Source organism: Skermanella sp. TT6 (assembly GCF_016653635.2).
Classification (GTDB): Bacteria; Pseudomonadota; Alphaproteobacteria; order Azospirillales; family Azospirillaceae; genus Skermanella; species Skermanella cutis.
Genome location: NZ_CP067420.1, coordinates 4,668,990 through 4,688,042, shown reverse-complemented (window position 1 = coordinate 4,688,042; position 19,053 = coordinate 4,668,990). Strand labels below are relative to the sequence as shown.

Annotated in this window: 15 protein-coding genes; 10 read left to right on the top strand and 5 right to left on the bottom strand. The window is 69.4% G+C overall.

Annotated features, from left to right (window positions below; all coding sequences use genetic code 11):
• Positions 1 to 20: 20 nt before the first annotated feature.
• Both IGS68_RS21915 and IGS68_RS21910 read right to left on the bottom strand, forming a co-directional pair.
• The gene (locus IGS68_RS21915; RefSeq protein ID WP_201073853.1) at positions 21 to 1,142 is read right to left on the bottom strand and encodes a sensor histidine kinase; all 1,122 of its coding nucleotides are present in this window, start codon (positions 1,140 to 1,142) and stop codon (positions 21 to 23) included.
• 67 nt (positions 1,143 to 1,209) lie between these two features.
• A complete protein-coding gene (locus IGS68_RS21910) occupies positions 1,210 to 1,479 on the bottom strand; it encodes a hypothetical protein (RefSeq protein WP_201073851.1) in 270 nt (89 codons plus the stop codon).
• 464 nt (positions 1,480 to 1,943) lie between these two features.
• On the opposite strand from IGS68_RS21910, the gene IGS68_RS21905 reads away from it, so the two are divergent.
• The 9 genes from IGS68_RS21905 to IGS68_RS21865 all read left to right on the top strand — a co-directional run bounded on the left by IGS68_RS21905 (position 1,944) and on the right by IGS68_RS21865 (position 16,279).
• Positions 1,944 to 2,246 carry a DUF485 domain-containing protein gene (locus IGS68_RS21905; protein ID WP_201073849.1) on the top strand — a complete coding sequence of 101 codons (303 nt, stop codon included), beginning with the start codon at positions 1,944 to 1,946 and terminating at the stop codon, positions 2,244 to 2,246.
• The gene (locus IGS68_RS21900) at positions 2,246 to 3,958 is read left to right on the top strand and encodes a cation acetate symporter (protein ID WP_201073847.1); all 1,713 of its coding nucleotides are present in this window, start codon (positions 2,246 to 2,248) and stop codon (positions 3,956 to 3,958) included. The genes IGS68_RS21905 and IGS68_RS21900 overlap by 1 nt, the downstream gene beginning before the upstream one ends.
• Before the next feature lie 159 nt (positions 3,959 to 4,117).
• Entirely contained in the window at positions 4,118 to 5,932 is a 1,815-nt protein-coding gene (locus IGS68_RS21895) for a putative nucleotidyltransferase substrate binding domain-containing protein (protein WP_247881019.1), read from the top strand.
• A 2-nt stretch (positions 5,933 to 5,934) separates the two neighbouring features.
• Positions 5,935 to 6,498, top strand: coding sequence for a 3'-5' exonuclease family protein (locus IGS68_RS21890; RefSeq protein ID WP_201073843.1), 564 nt, complete (start codon positions 5,935 to 5,937; stop codon positions 6,496 to 6,498).
• Positions 6,499 to 6,623: 125 nt separating this feature from the next.
• On the top strand, positions 6,624 to 7,424 hold the full coding sequence (locus IGS68_RS21885; RefSeq protein WP_201073840.1) for a substrate-binding periplasmic protein: 801 nt from the start codon (positions 6,624 to 6,626) through the stop codon (positions 7,422 to 7,424).
• Between the two features lie 162 nt (positions 7,425 to 7,586).
• Positions 7,587 to 9,914 carry a mechanosensitive ion channel domain-containing protein gene (locus tag IGS68_RS21880; RefSeq protein ID WP_247881018.1) on the top strand — a complete coding sequence of 776 codons (2,328 nt, stop codon included), beginning with the start codon at positions 7,587 to 7,589 and terminating at the stop codon, positions 9,912 to 9,914.
• Positions 9,915 to 10,052: 138 nt separating this feature from the next.
• Positions 10,053 to 11,177: an FIST signal transduction protein gene (locus tag IGS68_RS21875; RefSeq protein ID WP_201073838.1), complete on the top strand. Its 1,125-nt coding sequence runs from the start codon at positions 10,053 to 10,055 to the stop codon at positions 11,175 to 11,177.
• Positions 11,174 to 14,968: a response regulator gene (locus IGS68_RS21870; protein ID WP_201073836.1), complete on the top strand. Its 3,795-nt coding sequence runs from the start codon at positions 11,174 to 11,176 to the stop codon at positions 14,966 to 14,968. The genes IGS68_RS21875 and IGS68_RS21870 overlap by 4 nt, the downstream gene beginning before the upstream one ends.
• A gap of 78 nt (positions 14,969 to 15,046) precedes the next feature.
• The gene (locus IGS68_RS21865) at positions 15,047 to 16,279 is read left to right on the top strand and encodes an ABC transporter substrate-binding protein (protein ID WP_201073835.1); all 1,233 of its coding nucleotides are present in this window, start codon (positions 15,047 to 15,049) and stop codon (positions 16,277 to 16,279) included.
• A gap of 22 nt (positions 16,280 to 16,301) precedes the next feature.
• Here the strand turns inward: IGS68_RS21865 and IGS68_RS21860 are convergent, their stop codons facing one another.
• The gene (locus tag IGS68_RS21860; RefSeq protein ID WP_201073833.1) at positions 16,302 to 16,697 is read right to left on the bottom strand and encodes a hypothetical protein; all 396 of its coding nucleotides are present in this window, start codon (positions 16,695 to 16,697) and stop codon (positions 16,302 to 16,304) included.
• Positions 16,698 to 16,934: 237 nt separating this feature from the next.
• Between IGS68_RS21860 and IGS68_RS21855 the strand changes: the two genes are divergently transcribed.
• Positions 16,935 to 17,216, top strand: a complete 282-nt coding sequence (locus IGS68_RS21855; RefSeq protein ID WP_201073831.1) for a hypothetical protein — start codon at positions 16,935 to 16,937, stop codon at positions 17,214 to 17,216.
• Between the two features lie 15 nt (positions 17,217 to 17,231).
• Here IGS68_RS21855 and IGS68_RS21850 read toward each other — a convergent pair whose 3' ends face one another.
• Together IGS68_RS21850 and IGS68_RS21845 are read right to left on the bottom strand one after the other, a co-directional pair.
• Positions 17,232 to 18,281 (bottom strand): response regulator, encoded by a 1,050-nt coding sequence (locus tag IGS68_RS21850; RefSeq protein ID WP_201073829.1) that lies wholly within the window; start codon positions 18,279 to 18,281, stop codon positions 17,232 to 17,234.
• A 151-nt stretch (positions 18,282 to 18,432) separates the two neighbouring features.
• Positions 18,433 to 19,008: a regulatory protein RecX gene (locus IGS68_RS21845; protein ID WP_201073827.1), complete on the bottom strand. Its 576-nt coding sequence runs from the start codon at positions 19,006 to 19,008 to the stop codon at positions 18,433 to 18,435.
• Positions 19,009 to 19,053: the final 45 nt, after the last annotated feature.

Here is a 19,053-nt window from a genome sequence, read left to right as displayed (position 1 = left end):
TAGCATCGTTCCGTCCGGCATCAATCGATCCGCGGCAGCCGGATCTCGACCTCCGTGCCGCGCAGCGGCCGGGGCGATGCGTCCGGCGTCGCGGCGGACGCGAAGCGTATCCGGGCGCCGACCTGCCGCGCCAGGGTCCGGACCAGCAGCAGGCCCAGGCCGCGGCGCGACGCGGTGCGGCTTTCGTCCAGGCCGATCCCGTCGTCGCGGACGCGGATGATACTCACCCGGGGCTCCCCGGTGACGGTGATCTCGACGGTGCCGTTCGGGCCGCTCCCGGCGTCGCCGGGCGGGTAGGCGTGGGTCAGCGCGTTGGCGACCAGTTCGGCGACGATCAGGGCAAGCTGCCCAGCGACCTTCAGCGGAACCAGCCCGGTGCCGCCGGTCACCTGCACCGCTATGCCGGGCGAGGGCTCCAGCTCCGCCGCCATCCTGTCGCACACCGTCGCGATGAGCGGCCCGATCGGCATGTCGGCGGTGCTGCTGTCGTCGAACACGAGGCCGTGGACCAGGCTCATGGTCTGGATACGCCCGAAGCTCTTCCGCACCTCGCGGGCGCTCGGCTCCTCCAGCCGGGATGCCTGCAGGTTGAGCAGGCTGGAGATGACCTGGAGGTTGTTGCGGGTCTGGTGGTGGATCTCGTGGATCAGGGCGTCGCGGTCGGCGAGCGCCGCCTTCAGGGCTGCGGTGCGCCGGTCGACCTGCCGTTCCAGCGTCTCGTTCAGGTCGCGCAGCCGGGCGTTGCTTTCCGCCAGCTCCCGCGACGACTGGTCGAGTTCCTCCAGCGCCACGCGGAATTCCTCCTCGGCCGTGTCGGCCTCGACCCGGCTGGCCAGCAGCTGCCGCTCCAGCGAACGCCGGAAAATCCTCTCGTCATCGACCCGCTGCCGCACTTCCACGAGCGTCCGCTCGGTCCGGCGCAGCTGTCCGGTCACGGCGTCGAGCCGCGCCTCCAGGGTGGCGCAAACCTGGGCGTACAGGGTAGTCTGCTCGCGCAGTTCCTCGGCTTCCAGCTGCAACTGCTCGCGCTCGATTCCCGAGATCGCCAGATCGCGCCGCAGGTCGTCGATCAGGCGGCGCATCGCCTCGGGTGCCTCCTCCGGATGCCGTGAATGCGCTTCCTTCCTGGGAGAGCGGGACATGCTCAGCTCCGAACGCCGGCAGGAAGGCAAGCGGCAAGGGGAGCGCCCGGCACCGAGGCCGGCCGCCTCAAAGGATCTCCTGGACCTCCGCCTCCACCGCGGGCTCGATCGTCACGCCTTCGCGGCCGCGCCGCGAGGTCCAGACCGGCGACGCCTTGGAACCCGGCAGCTTCAACAGGACGGCCGCCGGTTTCTTGCGGCCCGAGACCTGCTCCGCCGCGTCGATCGCGTCGGCGGTCGCGTCGTGCTGGCTGAGATAGGGACCGTGACTTTCGGTTCCGTTGTCCACGTACCATTTGCCGATCCGTGTCGTTACGAAGAATTCGTTGGTACCCATAATCGTCCCCATCCTGCATGAAGCCATAGGGAGTGAACATCCCGCGGGACTTGTCGTGACCGACGGCGCTTGGGATATGTCGCCCGAGAGGAAAACTCTTTGCGTTTCGAGACCCGGGCATCTGACCATTGGCGGAATCATAGGTCCAAGGGCCTGCAGTCATCGGAAGTCCTTTCTTCGCGGTCTCACGCCTGGACCGCATGGCCATGACCTTCGCGGGGATAAACACATCGGCGCGGAGATGATCACGGCGAGGGAGCGGCCACCGAAGGAAATCGCGGGCGGGGCGGGCCTGCCCCCGGCGCGCGGGTCCCGCCGAGGCCGCCGCATCGCGGCTACCGCATCGCAGCGTTTAACAATTGATCCAGATCAGTCCCATTACGCGAAGCTTCCGGTACGATCCCGCGACTAAAAGCAGAGCTTCATTTCTGACATGGTGCTCGGACAATTCGAGGGGACCCCGGATGCAGCGAGAATTAACAACAAAAATAAGGAACAACCCCAAATTCGAAGAGCTGACCCGGAAGCGTGCAGCTTATGGTTGGCTCCTGTCGATCGTGATGCTGGTAATCTACTACGGCTTCATCCTCCTGGTGGCCTTCGCTCCCAAGGCCCTGGGCACGCCCGTCTTCGGCGTCATCACCATCGGCATTCCGCTCGGCGCGCTGATCATCGTCTCGGCCTTCGTCCTGACCGGTATCTATGTCCGTCGCGCCAACTCCGAGTTCGACGAACTGAACCGGCAGATCATCGAGGACCTGAAATAATGAAGCGCGTCATCGCAGCATTCGCGGCGGCATCGACCGTCGCCGCGGCCGCCCTGGCCATTCCGGACCCGGCGTTCGCCGCCGACGCGATCAGCGGCGCCGTCCAGAAGTCGGCGACCAACTGGACCGCCATCGTCATGTTCCTGGCCTTCGTGGCGGGAACGCTGGGGATCACCTACTGGGCCGCGTCCAAGACCAAGTCGGCCAAGGACTTCTACGCCGCCGGCGGCGGCATCACCGGTTTCCAGAACGGCCTGGCGATCGCCGGCGACTACATGTCTGCCGCCTCGTTCCTGGGCATCTCGGCGCTGGTCTACACCTCGGGCTTCGACGGGCTGATCTACTCGATCGGCTTCCTGGTCGGCTGGCCGATCATCCTGTTCCTGATCGCGGAGCAGCTGCGCAACCTCGGCAAGTACACCTTCGCCGACGTCGCCTCCTACCGCCTGCGGCAGACCCCCATCCGCACCCTCGCGGCCTCCGGCTCCCTGGTCGTCGTGGCGCTCTACCTGATCGCCCAGATGGTCGGCGCCGGCAAGCTCATCCAGCTCCTGTTCGGGCTCCAGTACAATTACGCCGTCATCCTGGTCGGCGTCCTGATGATCATGTACGTCACCTTCGGCGGCATGCTCGCCACCACCTGGGTGCAGATCATCAAGGCCGTCCTGCTGCTGTCCGGCGCCTCCTTCATGGCGCTGATGGTGCTGGTCAACTATAACTTCAACTTCGGCGCGCTGTTCCAGGCCGCGGTGGACGTCCACCCCAAGGGAATCGCGATCATGGAGCCGGGCACCCTGGTCAAGGACCCGGTGTCGGCGATCTCGCTGGGCATCGCGCTGATGTTCGGCACCGCAGGATTGCCGCACATCCTGATGCGCTTCTTCACCGTCGCCGACGCCAAGGAGGCCCGCAAGTCGGTCTTCTACGCCACCGGCTTCATCGGCTACTTCTACATCCTGACCTTCATCATCGGCTTCGGCGCCGTCGTCCTGCTGATGAAGGACCCGAACTACTTCAAGCTGGGCGCCGACGGCATCTCCTACGACAAGCTGAAGGACATGATCGGCGGCACCAACATGGCGGCGATCCACCTGTCCAAGGCGGTCGGCGGCGACCTGTTCCTCGGCTTCATCTCGGCCGTCGCCTTCGCCACCATCCTGGCGGTGGTGTCGGGCCTGACCCTGGCGGGCGCGTCCGCCGTGTCGCACGACCTCTACGCCTCGGTGTTCCGCCGCGGCCGGGTCAACGAGGTGCAGGAGATCCGGGTGTCGAAGATCTCGACCGTGGTCCTCGGCATCCTCGCCATGGTGCTCGGCATCGCCTTCGAGCAGCAGAACATCGCCTTCATGGTGGGCCTCGCCTTCGCCATCGCCGCCTCGGCCAACTTCCCGATCATCGTCATGTCGATGTTCTGGAGCAAGCTGACGACCCAGGGCGCCCTGGTCGGCGGCTTCCTGGGCCTGATCAGCGCCACCGTGATGGTGATCCTCGGGCCGACCGTCTGGGAAAGCGTCCTGGGCAACGCCAAGGGCAGCGCGCCCTTCGGCTACGACAACCCCGCGATCTTCTCGGTCACCCTGGCCTTCGTCGGAACCTGGTTCTTCTCGATCATCGACAAGAGCCAGAACGCCGCCGACGAGGCCGCCGCCTACGAGGCGCAGTACATCCGCTCCCAGACCGGTCTGGGCGCCGAGGGTGCTTCGTCCCACTGAGTGCCGGCGCCCAGCGCCCCGGCAGGATGCGCCATGGTGTCGCGGGGGAGCGCTCCCCCGCGACTATGGCTCTCGCCAAGACGCCCCAAGGCTGCCAACCTTGGGGCGTTTTTCTTGGGCTCCGGTTTCCCCGACCTCCAACGCCGAAGGTGCTCCGACGTGTTCGAAGCCTTCAGTTTCACGATCGCGCCGTTCGACCGCCTGACGCCCGCGGAGCGGGACCAGGTCATGGCGGCCTCGGACATCGCCGTCTGGCCCAAGGGCGCCACCGTCCTGCGCGGGGAGGAGGCGTCCGGCCACCTGCACATCGTGCTCAAGGGCCTGGTGCAGGAGCTGAGCGGGACCGAGGTGCTGGCCGCCTACGGTCCGGGCGAGAGCTTCGACGTCAAGGCGCTGCTGGGATCGCCCGGCGCCGGCACCTTCGTCGCGCGCGAGGACACCGTCTGCCAGCTCCTGCCGCAGGAGAGCTTCCTCGACCTGACCCGGACCAATCCCCGGTTCGGGGTCTGGTTCCACCAGGAGATGATCGACCGGCTGCGCGACCTGGCCGTGCGCCAAGCCAACCGCGAGATGACCTCGTTCATGATGGCCCGCATCCGGCAGGCCTATATCCATCCCGCCGCCTATGTGGGCGCCGACTGCAGCGCCCGCGACGCCGTCGCGGCCATGAAGGCGACCCGATCGACCTCGCTGCTGGTCAGGGGGGAGCCGGGCGCCGACGGCGCGCCGGGACGCGTCGGCATCCTGAGCGACCGCGACCTGCGCGACGCGGTTATCCTGGACGGGGCGCCCGTGACCTCGCCGGTCGGGCCGCTCGCCAGCTATTCGATGATCTCGCTCGACATCGACGATTTCCTGTTCAATGCCCTGGTGGTGATGACCAAGCACGGCATCCGCCGCGTCGTGGTGACCGAGGGGGAGGCGATCGTCGGCATCCTGGAGCAGGTCGACCTGCTGGGCTTCCTGTCCAACAACTCCCACATCGTGGCGATCCGGGTCGAGCGGGCCTCCGACCTGGCGGACCTTCGGGCCGCCTCGGCCGAGATCCCGACGCTGATCCAGGCCCTGCACGGCAACGGCGTCAAGATCCGGTTCATCGCCGAGATGGTCACGGCGCTCAACCGCCGGATCTTCGCCAAGCTGTTCGAGCTCCTGGCCCCGCCCGACCTGCTGGCCAACTCCTGCCTGATCGTGATGGGCAGCGAGGGGCGCGGCGAGCAGATCCTGAAGACCGACCAGGACAACGGCCTGATCCTGCGCGACGGCTACGCCTGTCCGGACCTGGAGTCGATCACGGCGGAATTCTCCCGCTCGCTGATCGAGTTCGGCTATCCCCAGTGCCCCGGCGGCATCATGGTCAACACGCCGGAATGGACCCGGCCGCTGGCCGGGTACCGGGCGGCGATCCATGGCTGGGTCTACCATCCCGACGAGGCGGCCCAGCTCAACCTGGCGATCTTCTACGACGCGGCGCCGGTGGCCGGCGACGCCACGCTGCTCGACCAGGCGCGCGACTACCTGATCGAGACGCTGTCCGCCAACGACATGTTCTTTTCCCATTTCGCGCGGCCGACCCTCAGCTTCGACACGCCGATCGGCCTGTTCTCCCATCTCAAGGGGGAAGAGCTCGACATCAAGAAGGGCGGGATCTTCCCGCTGGTCCACGGCGTGCGCAGCCTGGCGCTGGAGAAGCGCCTGCAGGAGCGCAACACGATCGACCGGATCCGGGCGCTCCAGGATCTGGGCGTGTTCGACGCGACCATGGCGACCGAGCTGACCGAGGCCCTGCTGGCGATGCTGGAGCTGCGCCTCAAGCTGCGGCTGGCGGCCGGCGATATCGGCACCCAGACCGACAATTTCATCCGGCCGGACCAGCTGAACCGCCTGGAGCGGGACCTGTTGAAGGACTCGCTGTCGATCGTCAAGCGCTTCAAGGAATTCATCACCTATCATTTCCATCTGAAGATGTTCTGATCATGCTGTCGGACCTGCGCAAGTCGCTCAACCGCCGTTACCTGACCGACCCCGCCTACGCCTTCCTGTTCGACGAGGACGGCAGCGGCGAGTCGGTCGCCCTGGCCGTGGGAGCCAGCTCGTTCGACGCGGAGAATGCCGATCTGCTGGAGGTCGTGGCGATCCCGATCCGCGGCAACCGGCTTCTGGCCAGCCGCCGGCTCCATCTGAGGACCGGCCCGTCGGCGCCGGACGCCGCCTCCCGGGACCAGGAGCGGGCGGCGCTCGACCTGCTGCGATTCGTCGGGGCGCGGCCGCTGGTGGGATACTACCTGACCTTCGCGGTGGCGCTGATCGACCGGCTGGTCAAGCCGCGCATCGGGGTCCAGGTCCCCAACCCGATGATCGAGGTGTCGAGCCTCTATTACGACCATCACCGGCCCACCGCCGGCCGCCCGGAGCCGGATCTCCGGTTCGACGCGATCCTGCGCCACCTCGACCTGCCGGAGCGCGGAACCCCCGGCCCGCTGGCCGACGCCGTCTCGTCCGGCCTCATATATCTGACATTGCGCCCGCCTGCCGCGTGATGCCGCAGCCCGGCGCATGCCGGGCGGGCGGCGTTGCCAAGCTTCGGTGCTTGGGATTGAATATGCCTCCAGGCCGTCAACCCGAGGGGCAGATGATCGCACGGGCGTTCCGGATACTGCGTCTCATGCTCCTGTCGTGCCTCCCCGCCGTGCCGCTGCCGGCAGCGGCGCTGGACCTGGTCAACATCGTGCTGGCGCCGCTCCCTCCCTTCATCCTCGAAGGGGCGGCTCCCGACCACCCGCAGGGGATCGTCACCGAGGTGCTGTCCGAGGCCTTCCGGCGGGACGGCCGAACCCCGAGATACGCCTACATGCCGGCCGCCCGCGCCGAACACACCGTGCGCAACGGGCGGGCTTTCGCCACCGTCGTCCGCGGCGGCTCCGGCGGCGGTTCGGCGGACTTCGTGCTGTCCGACAGCCTGCTGGAGGCATCGGTCAGCGCCTTCGTCGGGACCGGCTATTCCGGCCCGCCGCTCGACAGCTTCCGGGCGATCGCCATCCGCCAGTCCGGCGGTTTGGCCGACGGTCCGGAACCGGGAGGCGGCGCGGAGCGGCCGCGGCTGCGGGTCATTACCATCCACGGCGACCCGGTGCAGGGCAGCCTCGTCGCCGCCGGGGTCCATATCGAGGACGTCGCGAGCAGCGCCGCAGCCCTGACCCTGGTGCTCCGGGGACAGGGCAGGGTCGTCCTGGTGACCTTCGCCGAGCCTCTCCTGCTGGCCGCCCAGGAAAGCGGCGCCGCCCGGTCCGCCTTCCTCGAGTTCCCGATCGAGCAGGCCGAGTTCCGCCTCGCGATCGCCCGCAGCCGGCCGGGCGCCGCCGGTCTGGTCGAGCGCTTCAACGAGGCGCTGGCCTCGATGCGCGACGACGGCTCGATCCGGGCGATCCAAGCCCGCCATATCGGTTTCCGGCCGGCCACCGACTGAACTCGCCTCGGCGTCGGCATACCCCATCCGATTTCGCCATCATCGCAACGAAATCGGCCCTGGCGGGTTTTTGGCTCGACAAGGATACACCCTGCCGGGTGGCTTGCCGTGGCCGCCCGCGCTAACGTCGCGGTTTCCCGAAATCATGGATCAAGCGAACGGATGATGATCGACCGTATCTTCGGCCGGTCGGTGCTCGGCCTTCTGACGGTCCTGCCCCTGCTGGCCCTGCTGCTGTGCGGCACGCCCGCCTCCGCCCAGGTTCCCTCCGCGGCCCTGCCGGGGGCCGCCCCCGCGGCGCCCGCCGCCGAGCCGGAAGATCCCGCCAGGCAGATCCAGGATCTGCTGGCCACACTGGAGGATCCCGCCGCCCGCGAGCGGCTGACCGCCCAGCTCCGCACCCTGCTGCAGGCGCAGCGGCAGACCGAACGGCAGGAGATCGAGCCGCCCAGCTCGCGGGTGCTCGAATTCATGTCGGAGCGGGTCGGGCGCCTCAGCCGGCAGATGATCGCCATCGGGGCCGTCTTCGCCGACCTGCCGGACACGGTGGAGTGGCTCCAGGGGCAGGCGACCGACGAGATGCGCCGCGACCGCTGGATCCAGGTCGGGCTCCAGCTCGTGCTGGCGGTCGGCGTCGGGTTCCTGGCCGGCGCCGCCATGTCGCGCCTGCTCCGCCGCGCGCGGCAGTCGATCGAGAGCCGGCGGAACGAGCGGATCCTGGCCCGCCTGCCGCTGGTGATCCTGCGCACCGTCATCGAGCTGGTGCCGATCGGCGTCTTCGCCGTCGCCGGCTACGGCACCCTCTCCGTCACCGACCCGCCGCTGGTGGTGCGGCTGGTCGCCCTGATCGTGATCAACGCGACCATCCTGATCCAGCTGATCCTGGCGCTGACCCGCGGCGTGCTGGCACCGACCGCGCCGAACCTGCGGATGCTCCCCATCGGCGACGAATCGGCCCATTACGGCTATATCTGGGCCCGGCGCCTCGCCTACACCGGGGTGTACGGCTATTTCATCTCGGAGGCGGCCTATATGCTGGGCCTGCCCAGCGGCTCCTACGAGGCGCTGCTGAAGCTGGTCGGGCTGGTGATCACCGGCATGCTGGTGATCCTGATCCTGCAGAACCGCCGCGACGTGGCCGAATGGCTGCGCGGCCGCCCGCTGGGCGGCGGGAGCAACGGCACCGTGGAGGCCCAGGAGATCGCGGCCGGCAACCGCAGCGGGGCCTTCCGTGCGGCCCGGCGCCGGCTGGCCGACGTCTGGCACATCCTGGCGATCCTGTACCTGGTGGTGATCTACGGGATCTGGGCGCTCAGCGTCCAGGACGGGTTCGAGTTCATGCTGCGTGCCACCGGCCTGTCGATCCTGGTGCTGATCGCGGCGCGCATCGTCGTGAACCTGATCGACGCCCTGATCCGCCGCGGCTTCTCGATCTCGCCCGAGGTCAAGCTGCAGTTCCCGCACCTGGAGGAGCGCGCGAACCGGTACCTGCCGATCCTCCAGCGGGTGATCAAGGCGGTGGTCTGGTTCTTCGCCCTGCTGGCCCTGCTCAACGCCTGGGGCGTCGACAGCTTCGCCTGGCTGGAGTCGCCGATCGGGCAGCGCATCAGCTCGGCCGTCGTCTCGATCGGGGTCGTCCTGATCCTCGCCGCGATCACCTGGGAGGTCACCAGCAACCTGATCGAGCACTACCTGACCGGAACCGACCGCTACGGCACCCGGATCGAACGCAGCGCCCGGGTCCGAACCCTGCTGCCGCTGCTCCGCAACGCCGTCATGGTGGTCCTGATCACCGTGGTCGCCCTGGTCGCCCTGTCGGAGATCGGCGTCAACATCGCGCCGCTGCTGGCCGGTGCCGGCGTCATCGGCCTGGCGATCGGCTTCGGTTCCCAGACGCTGGTCAAGGACGTCATCACCGGCCTGTTCATCCTATTCGAGGACACCATCTCGGTCGGCGACGTGGTGGACGTGGGCGGCGGGCACAGCGGCCTTGTCGAGGCGATCACGATCCGCACGATCAAGCTGCGCGACCAGGCCGGCGGCGTCCACTCGATCCCGTTCAGCCAGGTCAACTCGGTGCTGAACCTGACCAAGGACTTCTCCTACTACGTCATGGACATCGGCATCGGCTACGGCGAGGACACGGACCGGGTGATCGGGGTGATCAAGGACCTGGGCGCGGAGCTGCAGGCGACGCCGCAGTTCGGCCGGCTGATCCTGGAGCCGATCGAGATCCTGGGCGTGGACGCCTTCCGCGACAATGCCGTCATCATCAAGGCCCGGATCAAGACGCGGCCGATCCAGCAATGGACGGTCGGGCGCGAGTTCAACCGCCGCATGAAGCGCCGGTTCGACGAGCTGGGCATCGAGATCCCGTTCCCGCAGCGGACCATCCATATCCGGAACGACGGCCAGCCGCCCCTGGCGGCGGAGCTGCCCGCTCCGGCCGGATCTCCGCCGCAGGCGCTCCGGGCCGGGCGGGGTGGCTGAGGATCGTGCGTTCCGGAGCGGCATATCCCGCTGGGTAAAGGAGAGGTGGATAAACTCTCCGCATGCGGGTAATCCTTGTGGCCGTCGATCACCGCCGTCGGCGTCCATGCCCGCGGCCGCTCATCGGAGTTGCGGGATATGCGCGTCAGTCAGCTTGCCTGGACGCCGGGGCAGGGGTGGGAGGACATGCGGCCTTCCGACGACCTGTCCCGGGCGGACTTCGTCCTCTACTTCTTCGGACCCGGCGTCCCCGACCTGGCGGCCCGGCTCGCCGAGCTCCAGGCACGGTTTCCCGGAGCCCCCCTGGTCGGATGCTCGACCGGCGGCGAGATCATCGGGGAGGAGGTGTTCGATGGTTCCCTCGTCGCCTCCGCGGTCTCGTTCGACACCACTCCGGTGCGGATCGCCAAGGTGGAGATAGGGGACGACGAGTCGCGCGCCGTCGGCCGGCGCCTCGCCGCCGAACTGCCCGGCGACGGCCTGCGCGCCCTGTTCATCCTGTCCGACGGCACGCGGATCAACGGCAGCGACCTGATCCGCGGGCTGCAGGAGATCCTGGGCGCCGACGTCACGATCACCGGCGGCCTTGCCGGCGACGGCGCGGACTTCAAGGTGACCCATGTCGGCGCGGGGGACCAGCCGCGCCCCGGGCGGGTCGCCGCCATCGGCCTGTACGGCGACGCCGTCACGGTCGGCCACGGCAGCTACGGCGGCTGGCAGCCCTTCGGGCCGGAACGCCGGATCACCGGCTCCGCCGGGAACGTGCTCCACACCCTGGACAACCAGCCGGCGCTCGACCTCTACAAGCGCTATCTCGGCGACCTGGTGCCGGAGCTTCCCGGTTCGGCGCTGCTGTTCCCGCTGCGCATCGTCAGGCCCGACGGCGGCGAGGTGGTCCGCACCGTGGTCGGGACCGACGACGCGACGAACGCCATGGTCTTCGCGGGCGACGTGCCCGAGGGCAGCGTCGCCCAGCTGATGCGGGCCAGCTTCGAGAAGCTGATCGACGGCGCCGGCGAGGCCGCCGGCATGGCCGCAGCACCCCAGGGGACCCATCTGGCGATCCTGGTGTCCTGCATCGGCCGCAAGCTGGTGCTCGGCCAGCGGGTCGCGGAGGAGGTGGAGAGCGCCGCGGAGATCCTGGGCGGAGGGGCGCGCACCCTCGGCTTCTACTCCTATGGCGAGATCTCGCCCCACGCCCGCACCGGCGCCTGCGAGCTGCACAACCAGACCATGACGATCACCACCATCGGCGAAAGATGAGCCTGCACCGGCTGCTGGAGCGCCAGCTCAGGCGGGCGGCACGCGGGCGGCCCGACGGGCAGCCCGACATGGCGGCCCTTCTGGAAATGGTCGATGCCGCCTATACGGAGGCGGACCAGGAGCGTGCCCGGATCGAGCGCAGCACCCGCCTGATGGAGGAGGAGCTGGAGGCCGTCAACCGCCGAATCCGCGCGGAGGGGGAGGCGGTCGCCCGCACCATCCTGGACAATGTCGGGGAGGGCATCGTCACCGCCGACGACCGGGGCGCGATCGAGAGCGTCAACCGGGCGATCGAGACCATGTTCGGCTACGCCGAGCACGAGCTGCGAGGCCGGAACCTGTCCCTGCTGATGGCGCCGGCCGACGCCGCCCCCCACGACGGCCAGATCGCGGCCTACCGCGAGACCGGCAGGGCGCGGATCATCGGCCGCCAGCGGGAGGCGGTGGCCAGGCGGCGGTCCGGCGAGATCTTCCCGATCGAGCTGGCGGTGGCCGAGATCAAGCTGGCGGAAGGCCGCAAGTTCATCGGCGTGATCCGGGACATCACGCTCCGCAAGGAGGCCGAGCGCGAGATCCGGGAGAGCGAACGCAGCTTCCGCCATTTCGCCGCCTCGGCCTCGGACTGGTTCTGGGAAATGGGCGCCGACCTGCGTTTCACCCGTTTCCTCGGCAACTTCGAGGCGGTGCTGGGTCCCGACGCCGGACTGTCGGTCGGCCGCACCCTGGGAGAGCTGATGGCGGTGGATGCGGGCCGGCTCGCCGACCTGGAGGCGCGCCGGGCGTTCCGCGGGCTGACCGGCACGTTCCGCGACGCCGGCGGCACGCCCCGGACGATCAGCATCAGCGGCACTCCGCTGTTCGACGACGGCGGCGACTTCGCCGGATACCGCGGCACCGCGACCGACATCACCGCCTCGGTCGAGGCGGAGCAGCGGGTGACCGAGGCCGAGGCCAAGCTGGCTGCCGCCATCGCGAGCATCTCGGAAGGGCTGGTGCTGTACGATGCCGACGACCGGCTGGTGCTGTGCAACCAGGAATATCGAAGGATGTTCGGGACGATCGCCGACCGGCTGCGGCCCGGGCTGCCCTTCGCCGAGGCGCTGGAAGCCGCGGCGGCCAGCGGCCACTATGCCGGCCTTCCCCCGGAGCGGACCGCCGAATGGCTGGAAAGCCGGTCGCGCGCCCATCGCCGGGCCGACGGCATGCCGTTCCTGCATCACTTCGCCAACGGCGTCTCGATCGAGAGCACCGAGCGGCGCACGCCCGACGGCGGCACCGTCGGCATCTACGTGGACGTGACCGAGCGCCGCCGCATCGCGCGCGAGCTGGTCGAGGCCAAGGACAGGGCGGAAGCCGCCGACCATGCCAAGTCGGAGTTCCTGGCCGCCATGAGCCACGAGATCCGGACCCCGATGAACGGGGTGATCGGCATGACCGGCCTGCTGCTGGACACCGCCCTGACCGGCGACCAGCGCTACTACGCGGAAACCATCCGCGAGAGCGGCGAGGCGCTGCTCGCCATCATCAACGACATCCTGGATTTCTCCAAGATCGAGGCCGGCCACCTGGAACTGGAGGAGGCCGAGTTCTCCATCCTGGACGAGGCGGAGGCGGTGGTCGAGCTGCTGGCCCCGCGGGCCCTGTCCAAGGGCATCGAGATCGTCAGCTTCGTGCCGCCCCGGCTGCACAGGCTGGTGCGCGGCGATCCCGGCCGGCTGCGCCAGATCCTGCTGAACCTGGTCGGCAACGCGGTCAAGTTCACCGAGAAGGGGGTCGTCTCGCTCCAGGTCATCGACCTCGCGGGACCCGGCCCCGAATCCGGCGACCACGGTGCCGGCGAGGTCGCCGGGGTGCGCTTCGTGGTGGACGACACCGGCATCGGCATTCCGCCGGAGGCCATGGGGCGCCTGTTCCGCCATTTCTCGCAGGTCGATTCGACCACGTCACGGCGCTACGGCGGCACCGGGCTGGGGCTGGTGATCTCGAAGCGGCTGGTCGACCTGATGGGCGGCACGATCGGCGTGGAAAGCACCGTCGGCCGGGGTTCCACCTTCTGGTTCGAGCTGCCGCTGCCGCGCACCGGGCTGGTTCCCGCCGCCCGGCAGGCCGACTGGTCGGTGCTGGCCGGCCGGCGGGTGCTGATCGTGGACGACACCGCGGTCAACCGGGACGTCATGGCGCGCCAGCTGGCTCCCTGGGGCGTGGACACCCGCACCGCCGTCTCGGCCGCCGACGGGCTGATGATCCTGCGCCAGGCCAGCCGCGCCGGCCAGCCGCTCGACGCCGTCCTGCTCGACCACAACATGCCGGAGATGTCCGGCATCGACCTGCTGGCGATCCTGCGCGCCGATCCCAGGTTGCGCGACCTCAAGGTCATCCTGTGCTCCTCGTCGGGAGTCGGCAGCCTGAAGGACGAGCTGGTCGGCGTCGTGGTGGACGGACTGCTGCACAAGCCGCTGCGCCACGCCACCCTGCTGACCCGGCTCGCCGAGCTGCTGGGCGGCGCCGCGCCGGACGGGCCCGACCCGGCGGCGGCCCCGGCCGAAACGGCGGCGCCGGCCCGGCGGCTGCGCATCCTGGTGGCGGAGGACAACCAGGTGAACCAGCAGGTCGCGACCGGTCTGATCACCCGGCTGGGGCACCGGGTCGACATCGCCGCCAACGGCCGCGAGGCGGTCGAGGCGATCTGCAACCTGCCCTATGATCTGGTCCTGATGGACGTCCAGATGCCGGAAATGGACGGGTACGAGGCGACGGCGGCGATCCGCAGGCTGAAGGGCGGCCGGGCCGAGGTGCCGATCATCGCCATGACCGCCAACGCGATGGAGGGCGACCCCCAGAAATGCCTGGCGGCCGGCATGGACGACTACCTGCCCAAGCCGGTGGACCGGCGCAAGCTGGCCAACGCCATCGGCTACTGGGGGCACCGGCGCGGCGGAGGCGCGAAGCCTTCCCCCGCGCCGCTCCCGGCCCAGGGTCCGGTTCAGGCTCCCGCCGTGACCGCCGCCGGCCCCGAAACCGCGATCCTGGTGGTCGAGGACGACCCGATCAGCCGGCGCATCCTGGCCGGCCTGCTGAAGGAGGAGGGACGGCGCATCGACGTGGCGGTCAACGGGCGGGAGGCCGTGGAGGCGGCGTCGCGCCGGCCCTACCACGCGATCCTGATGGACATCCAGATGCCGGAGATGGACGGTTTCGCCGCGACCCGCGCGATCCGCGCCCTCCCGCCGCCGGCGGGCTCCGCCCCGGTGATCGCCATGACCGCGGATGCCGACCTGCTCCAGGGGGAGGAGTGGCGCGCCTGCGGCATGGTCGATTTCGTGACCAAGCCGATGAATCGCAAGCTGGTCAACGAGAAGCTGGAGCGCTGGGCGGCGCGCGCCGCCCCCGCTTCCGAACCCGGTCGCGCGCCGGACGCCGCGCCCGCCCCGGACGATCTGGTGGATGCGGAACGCCTGGCCGACTTGGCCGACGCGATGGGCTGGGACACGGTCGCCGACCTGATCGACCTGTTCCTGGAAGCGGGGCGGGAGGCCGCGTCCGGCATCCGGGCGGCACTGGCGAGGGGTGACCTCGCCGCCGCGGGAAAGGAGGCGCATACCCTCAAGGGATCGTCGAGCAATGTCGGCGCGGTCACCGTGCAGGCGATCGCCCACCACCTGCTCGACGTCTGCCACGCGGGCGACGCGGCGACGGCTTCCGCCCTGGCGGAGCGCATCGACGGGGCGCTCGCCGCGGCGGAAGAGCCGCTCCGGCGGGCCGTCCGCATCACCGACAATCCGCATTACTGATGGTTTCTCCCAAGGATCAGTTGACACCAGGGCCTCCCCGGTCTTCAAGGAGCGGAGTTGAAGACGGGAGGAAACCAAATGAAGTCAACGAACAAGACCCTGTCCAGGGTGCTTGCCGGGGCGCTGGCGACGGGCGCGCTGGCGCTGTCCGCCGGGCAGGCCTGCGCGCAGGTCTCGGGCGACACGGTCAGGATCGGCGTGCTGAACGACCAGTCCGGCCTCTACGCCGATTTCGGCGGGCGCGGCTCGGTGATCGCGGCCCAGATGGCGGTCGAGGATTTCGGCGGCAAGGTGCTGGGCAAGCCGATCGAGGTCCTGTCCGCCGACCACCAGAACAAGCCCGACATCGGCTCCAACATCGCGCGCCAGTGGTTCGACCGCGAGAATGTCGACGCCATCGCCGACCTGACCACCTCGTCGGTGGCGCTGGCGGTCCAGGAGATCGGCAAGCAGACCGGCCGGGTCACGCTGACCTCGGGAGCGGCGACCTCGCGCCTGACCGGCGACGCCTGCTCGCCGACCGGCTTCCACTGGGCCTACGACACCGTTGCGCTGGCCAACGGCACCGGCAAGGCGGTGGTCCAGGAGGGCGGCAAGACCTGGTACTTCCTGACCGCCGACTACGCCTTCGGCTACGCGCTGGAGAAGGATGTCGGGGAGGTCGTCAAGGCGGCCGGCGGCGAGGTGCTGGGTGCCGTCCGGCACCCGCTGAACACGGCCGATTTCTCCTCCTTCCTGCTCCAGGCGCAGGGCTCGGGCGCGCAGGTGGTGGGACTCGCCAACGCCGGCACCGACACCACCACGTCGATCAAGCAGGCGGCGGAGTTCGGCATCGTCCAGGGCGGGCAGCAGCTGGCCGGCCTGCTGCTGGTGCTCAGCGACGTCCATTCCCTCGGGCTGGAGACGGCCCAGGGCCTCGTGCTGACGACGGGCTTCTACTGGGACATGGACGACGAGGCGCGGGCCTGGTCGCAGCGCTACTTCGAACGCATGAACCGCATGCCCAACATGGTCCAGGCGGGCGTCTATTCCTCGGTGATGCATTATCTCAAGGCGATCGACGCGGCCGGCACCGACGAGGGCAAGGTGGTCGCGGCCAAGATGAAGGAACTGCCGATCAAGGACATGTTCGCCCGCAACGGGGATGTCCGCGAGGACGGCCGGATGGTCCACGACATGTACCTGGCGCGGGTCAAGGCTCCGTCGGACAGCAAGAAGCCGTGGGACTATTACGAGATCGTGCGGACCATCCCCGGCGAAGAAGCCTATCTGCCGCTGGCCCAGAGCCAATGCCCGCTGGTGAAGAAATAGGGCCGGGCGCTTCCGACAACGCTCACCGGGGCCGCCCGCCGGCCAGCAGCCACAGCAGGACGAGCGCCGCCCCGGCGAGGAACAGCAGGACATAGAGCCTGACGGGCGCGCGGACCCGCTCCGGGCGCCCGGACTTCGAGGGTCGGGACTTCGCGGGCCGGGCCTTCCGGACGGGCGGCGGCGCGTGGCGGCGGGGATCGTGCAGGCTGACCAGGGTCCAGTCGTACACCTCGCCGCGCGCGTCGGGATCGGCGCGCAGGCGGATCAGCCGCAGGAACGACCGGGGCGCCGCCCTGACCGCCGCGGCGAACGCCGCCGACCCCTCGGCCTGGCTGCCGTGGACCGTCACCGTCTCCCATTTCCCGCCCGAGGCCCGCTGCACCACGAAGCGGTCGCTGTCGGCCCTCGCATCGATCATGAGGGCGACTCTGCGACAAGTTGACGCGGCCATGAGCCCGATATGGAAAACATGGACGTTCGGGCGCCTACTTAAGGGGTAGGACGGCGTCGGCCAGCAGGGCCGGACAAATGAACCAAGAACATGGAGCCGCCCGATCTCTGGGAAATAGCAACACGGGACCGCCTGCGGTTGACCGTAACCGGCATCAGTTGCCGCCGACCAATCGCCTCTCCCGCCGATCCATGGGAGGCACCAGTGCTGACGCTCAACGACTGTATCGCATTCAGCGACCTGTTACCCGAAGAGATCGAGGAGATCTCCCGCCACGAGCGGCTGGGGTTCGTGGTCGCCCTGGCCAAAGGCCATTCCCTGCTGGACCGCCCCTGGGGGCCGCCGGCGATCCGGCAGATGATGCGCGACAATCTGGTCCGCGCGATGCGCCGGGGCGACGCCGCAAGCTGCGCTCCGACGATGGAGGTCTATCACCGCTTCCAGGTCCGTCATCCCGGCGGGATCGACCGGCGCCGCACCGCCTGACCCGTTCCCGCGCCTTCATGCCCGCAGCGGCGGGAACAGCTTGGCGACCGCCGCTTCCAGCTCGGCCACCGTCGTTTCCGCGAGGCGGCGGTCCGGCTGGCCGGCCAGGTCCAGCAGGCGCTCGATCGTGTGGGCATGCAGGTGCAGGATGTCGAGGGAGCGGGAATCCGCCGGATCGATCCGGTCACGGATCGCCGCCAGCGACGACCAGACCCGCTGGACGAGCGGATGGCTCAGCCCGACGCTCTGGCGGATCTGGTCCATGGTGTCGATCAGGACGGCGGCCAGGCGCCCCGGGTCGCCGCTCTTCAGCAGGCCGTCCCGGACGATCTCCAGCCGGCTCCGGTCTGCCGCCACCAGGTCGATCCGCTTGGCGCGCATGCGGGTGAACAGGGTCCGGGACAGCGGCGACGGCCGCACCAGCCCCGGCGGCATGCCGGCCGCCGCTGCCAGCGGCGCCGGGTCGATCAGGAAGGCGTCCCCCGCCGAGTCCAGGTCGGCGCTGGGCGGCTGGCCCCGTCCCTCGGGCGCCTTGCCGGCCGCGGGGGATTTCGCCGCCCCGTCGGTGCCGGCCTGGGTGCGGCGGCGGTCGGGACCGAAGAAGCGCCGGGTCAGCACGTAGCAGCGCGACCGGTGGACAGCCGCCTCCAGCCGGGCGGCAAGCGCCTTGCGCGACACCGGCTTCGCCAGGAAGGCCGTGACCCCGGCGTCGCGCGCCCGCTCGACCAGCTGGTGGTTGCTGTGACTGGTCAGCATGATCACCGGCATCAGCGGGTTGGGGCTGTCGGGATGGTTGCGCACCAGCCGGGTCAGGGCGATGCCCGACACCTCCGGCATCTCCCAGTCGGAAATCAGGATGTCGGGAGCGGAGCGCTGGATCTGCACGAACGCCTCCGCCCCGTTGGCGCATTCCGCGAAGTCCCGGACGCCGAGCGACCGCAGCAGTCCCCGCAGGACGAGGCGGGTGCCGCGGTCGTCCTCCGCCACGACCACGCGGATGTCGGCCGGCATTTCTGTGGCGGCGGCGCCATCGAGGGTCATGGATCCCCCGCGGGCTATGGACATCGTGCCGGCAGCTCCGTCATCAAATCCGTCGTCGGTCGACCGCCGGACCGCGTCCGGCACGGACGCCGGGACCTCCGGTCGCCGCACCCCTTACGATAGAACTTATCGGTTGCCGCGCAATAATAAAATCCACATAAAAATAGATGATTTCCTATTCTTCCGTCCGAATGGCCTCGGGATCCTCCGCGTCCACCACCTTCCGGGCGATCTGGTAACCGAAACCCGCACGCCCCAGCGCGGCCATGTCCTTCTCCCGGTGCTCCTCGCGGCCGGTGCGGCGGAACGGGCCGAGACGCCGCCGGCGGGCCAGCGCGACCGCCGCCGCAAGCTCGGTATCGCCGGGGGTTTCCTCGTCGACACTTTCCAGGGCCGCCGCGATCTCGTCGCCGCCGACGCCTTTCAGCGACAGCTTCTCGCGGATCGCCCGCGTCGAGGTGCCGCGCCGGTGCAGGCTGGCCGCCTTGGCTTCGGCATAGGCCTTGTCGTCCAGCAGGCCGCTGCGCTGGTAGCGTTCGATCAGCGCCTCGACCAGGGCGGCGCCCTCGGCCCGGTCGGTGCCGTGGGCGCGCGCGGACCGCTCCACCTTGCCCATCAGGACGCGGCGCAGGTTGGCCGACGAACTGGCGAAACGCTGGAGATAATAGAGCGCCGCGTTCTCCAGGTACTGGGCGGTGACCGGCTTCTGCTGCCGCCGGCCCGGCGGGTTGGGGCCTGGGATGGAAGGCATGATCGATGCTCCTGTCGCTGTCAGCGGTCCGGGAGGTGGAGCCGG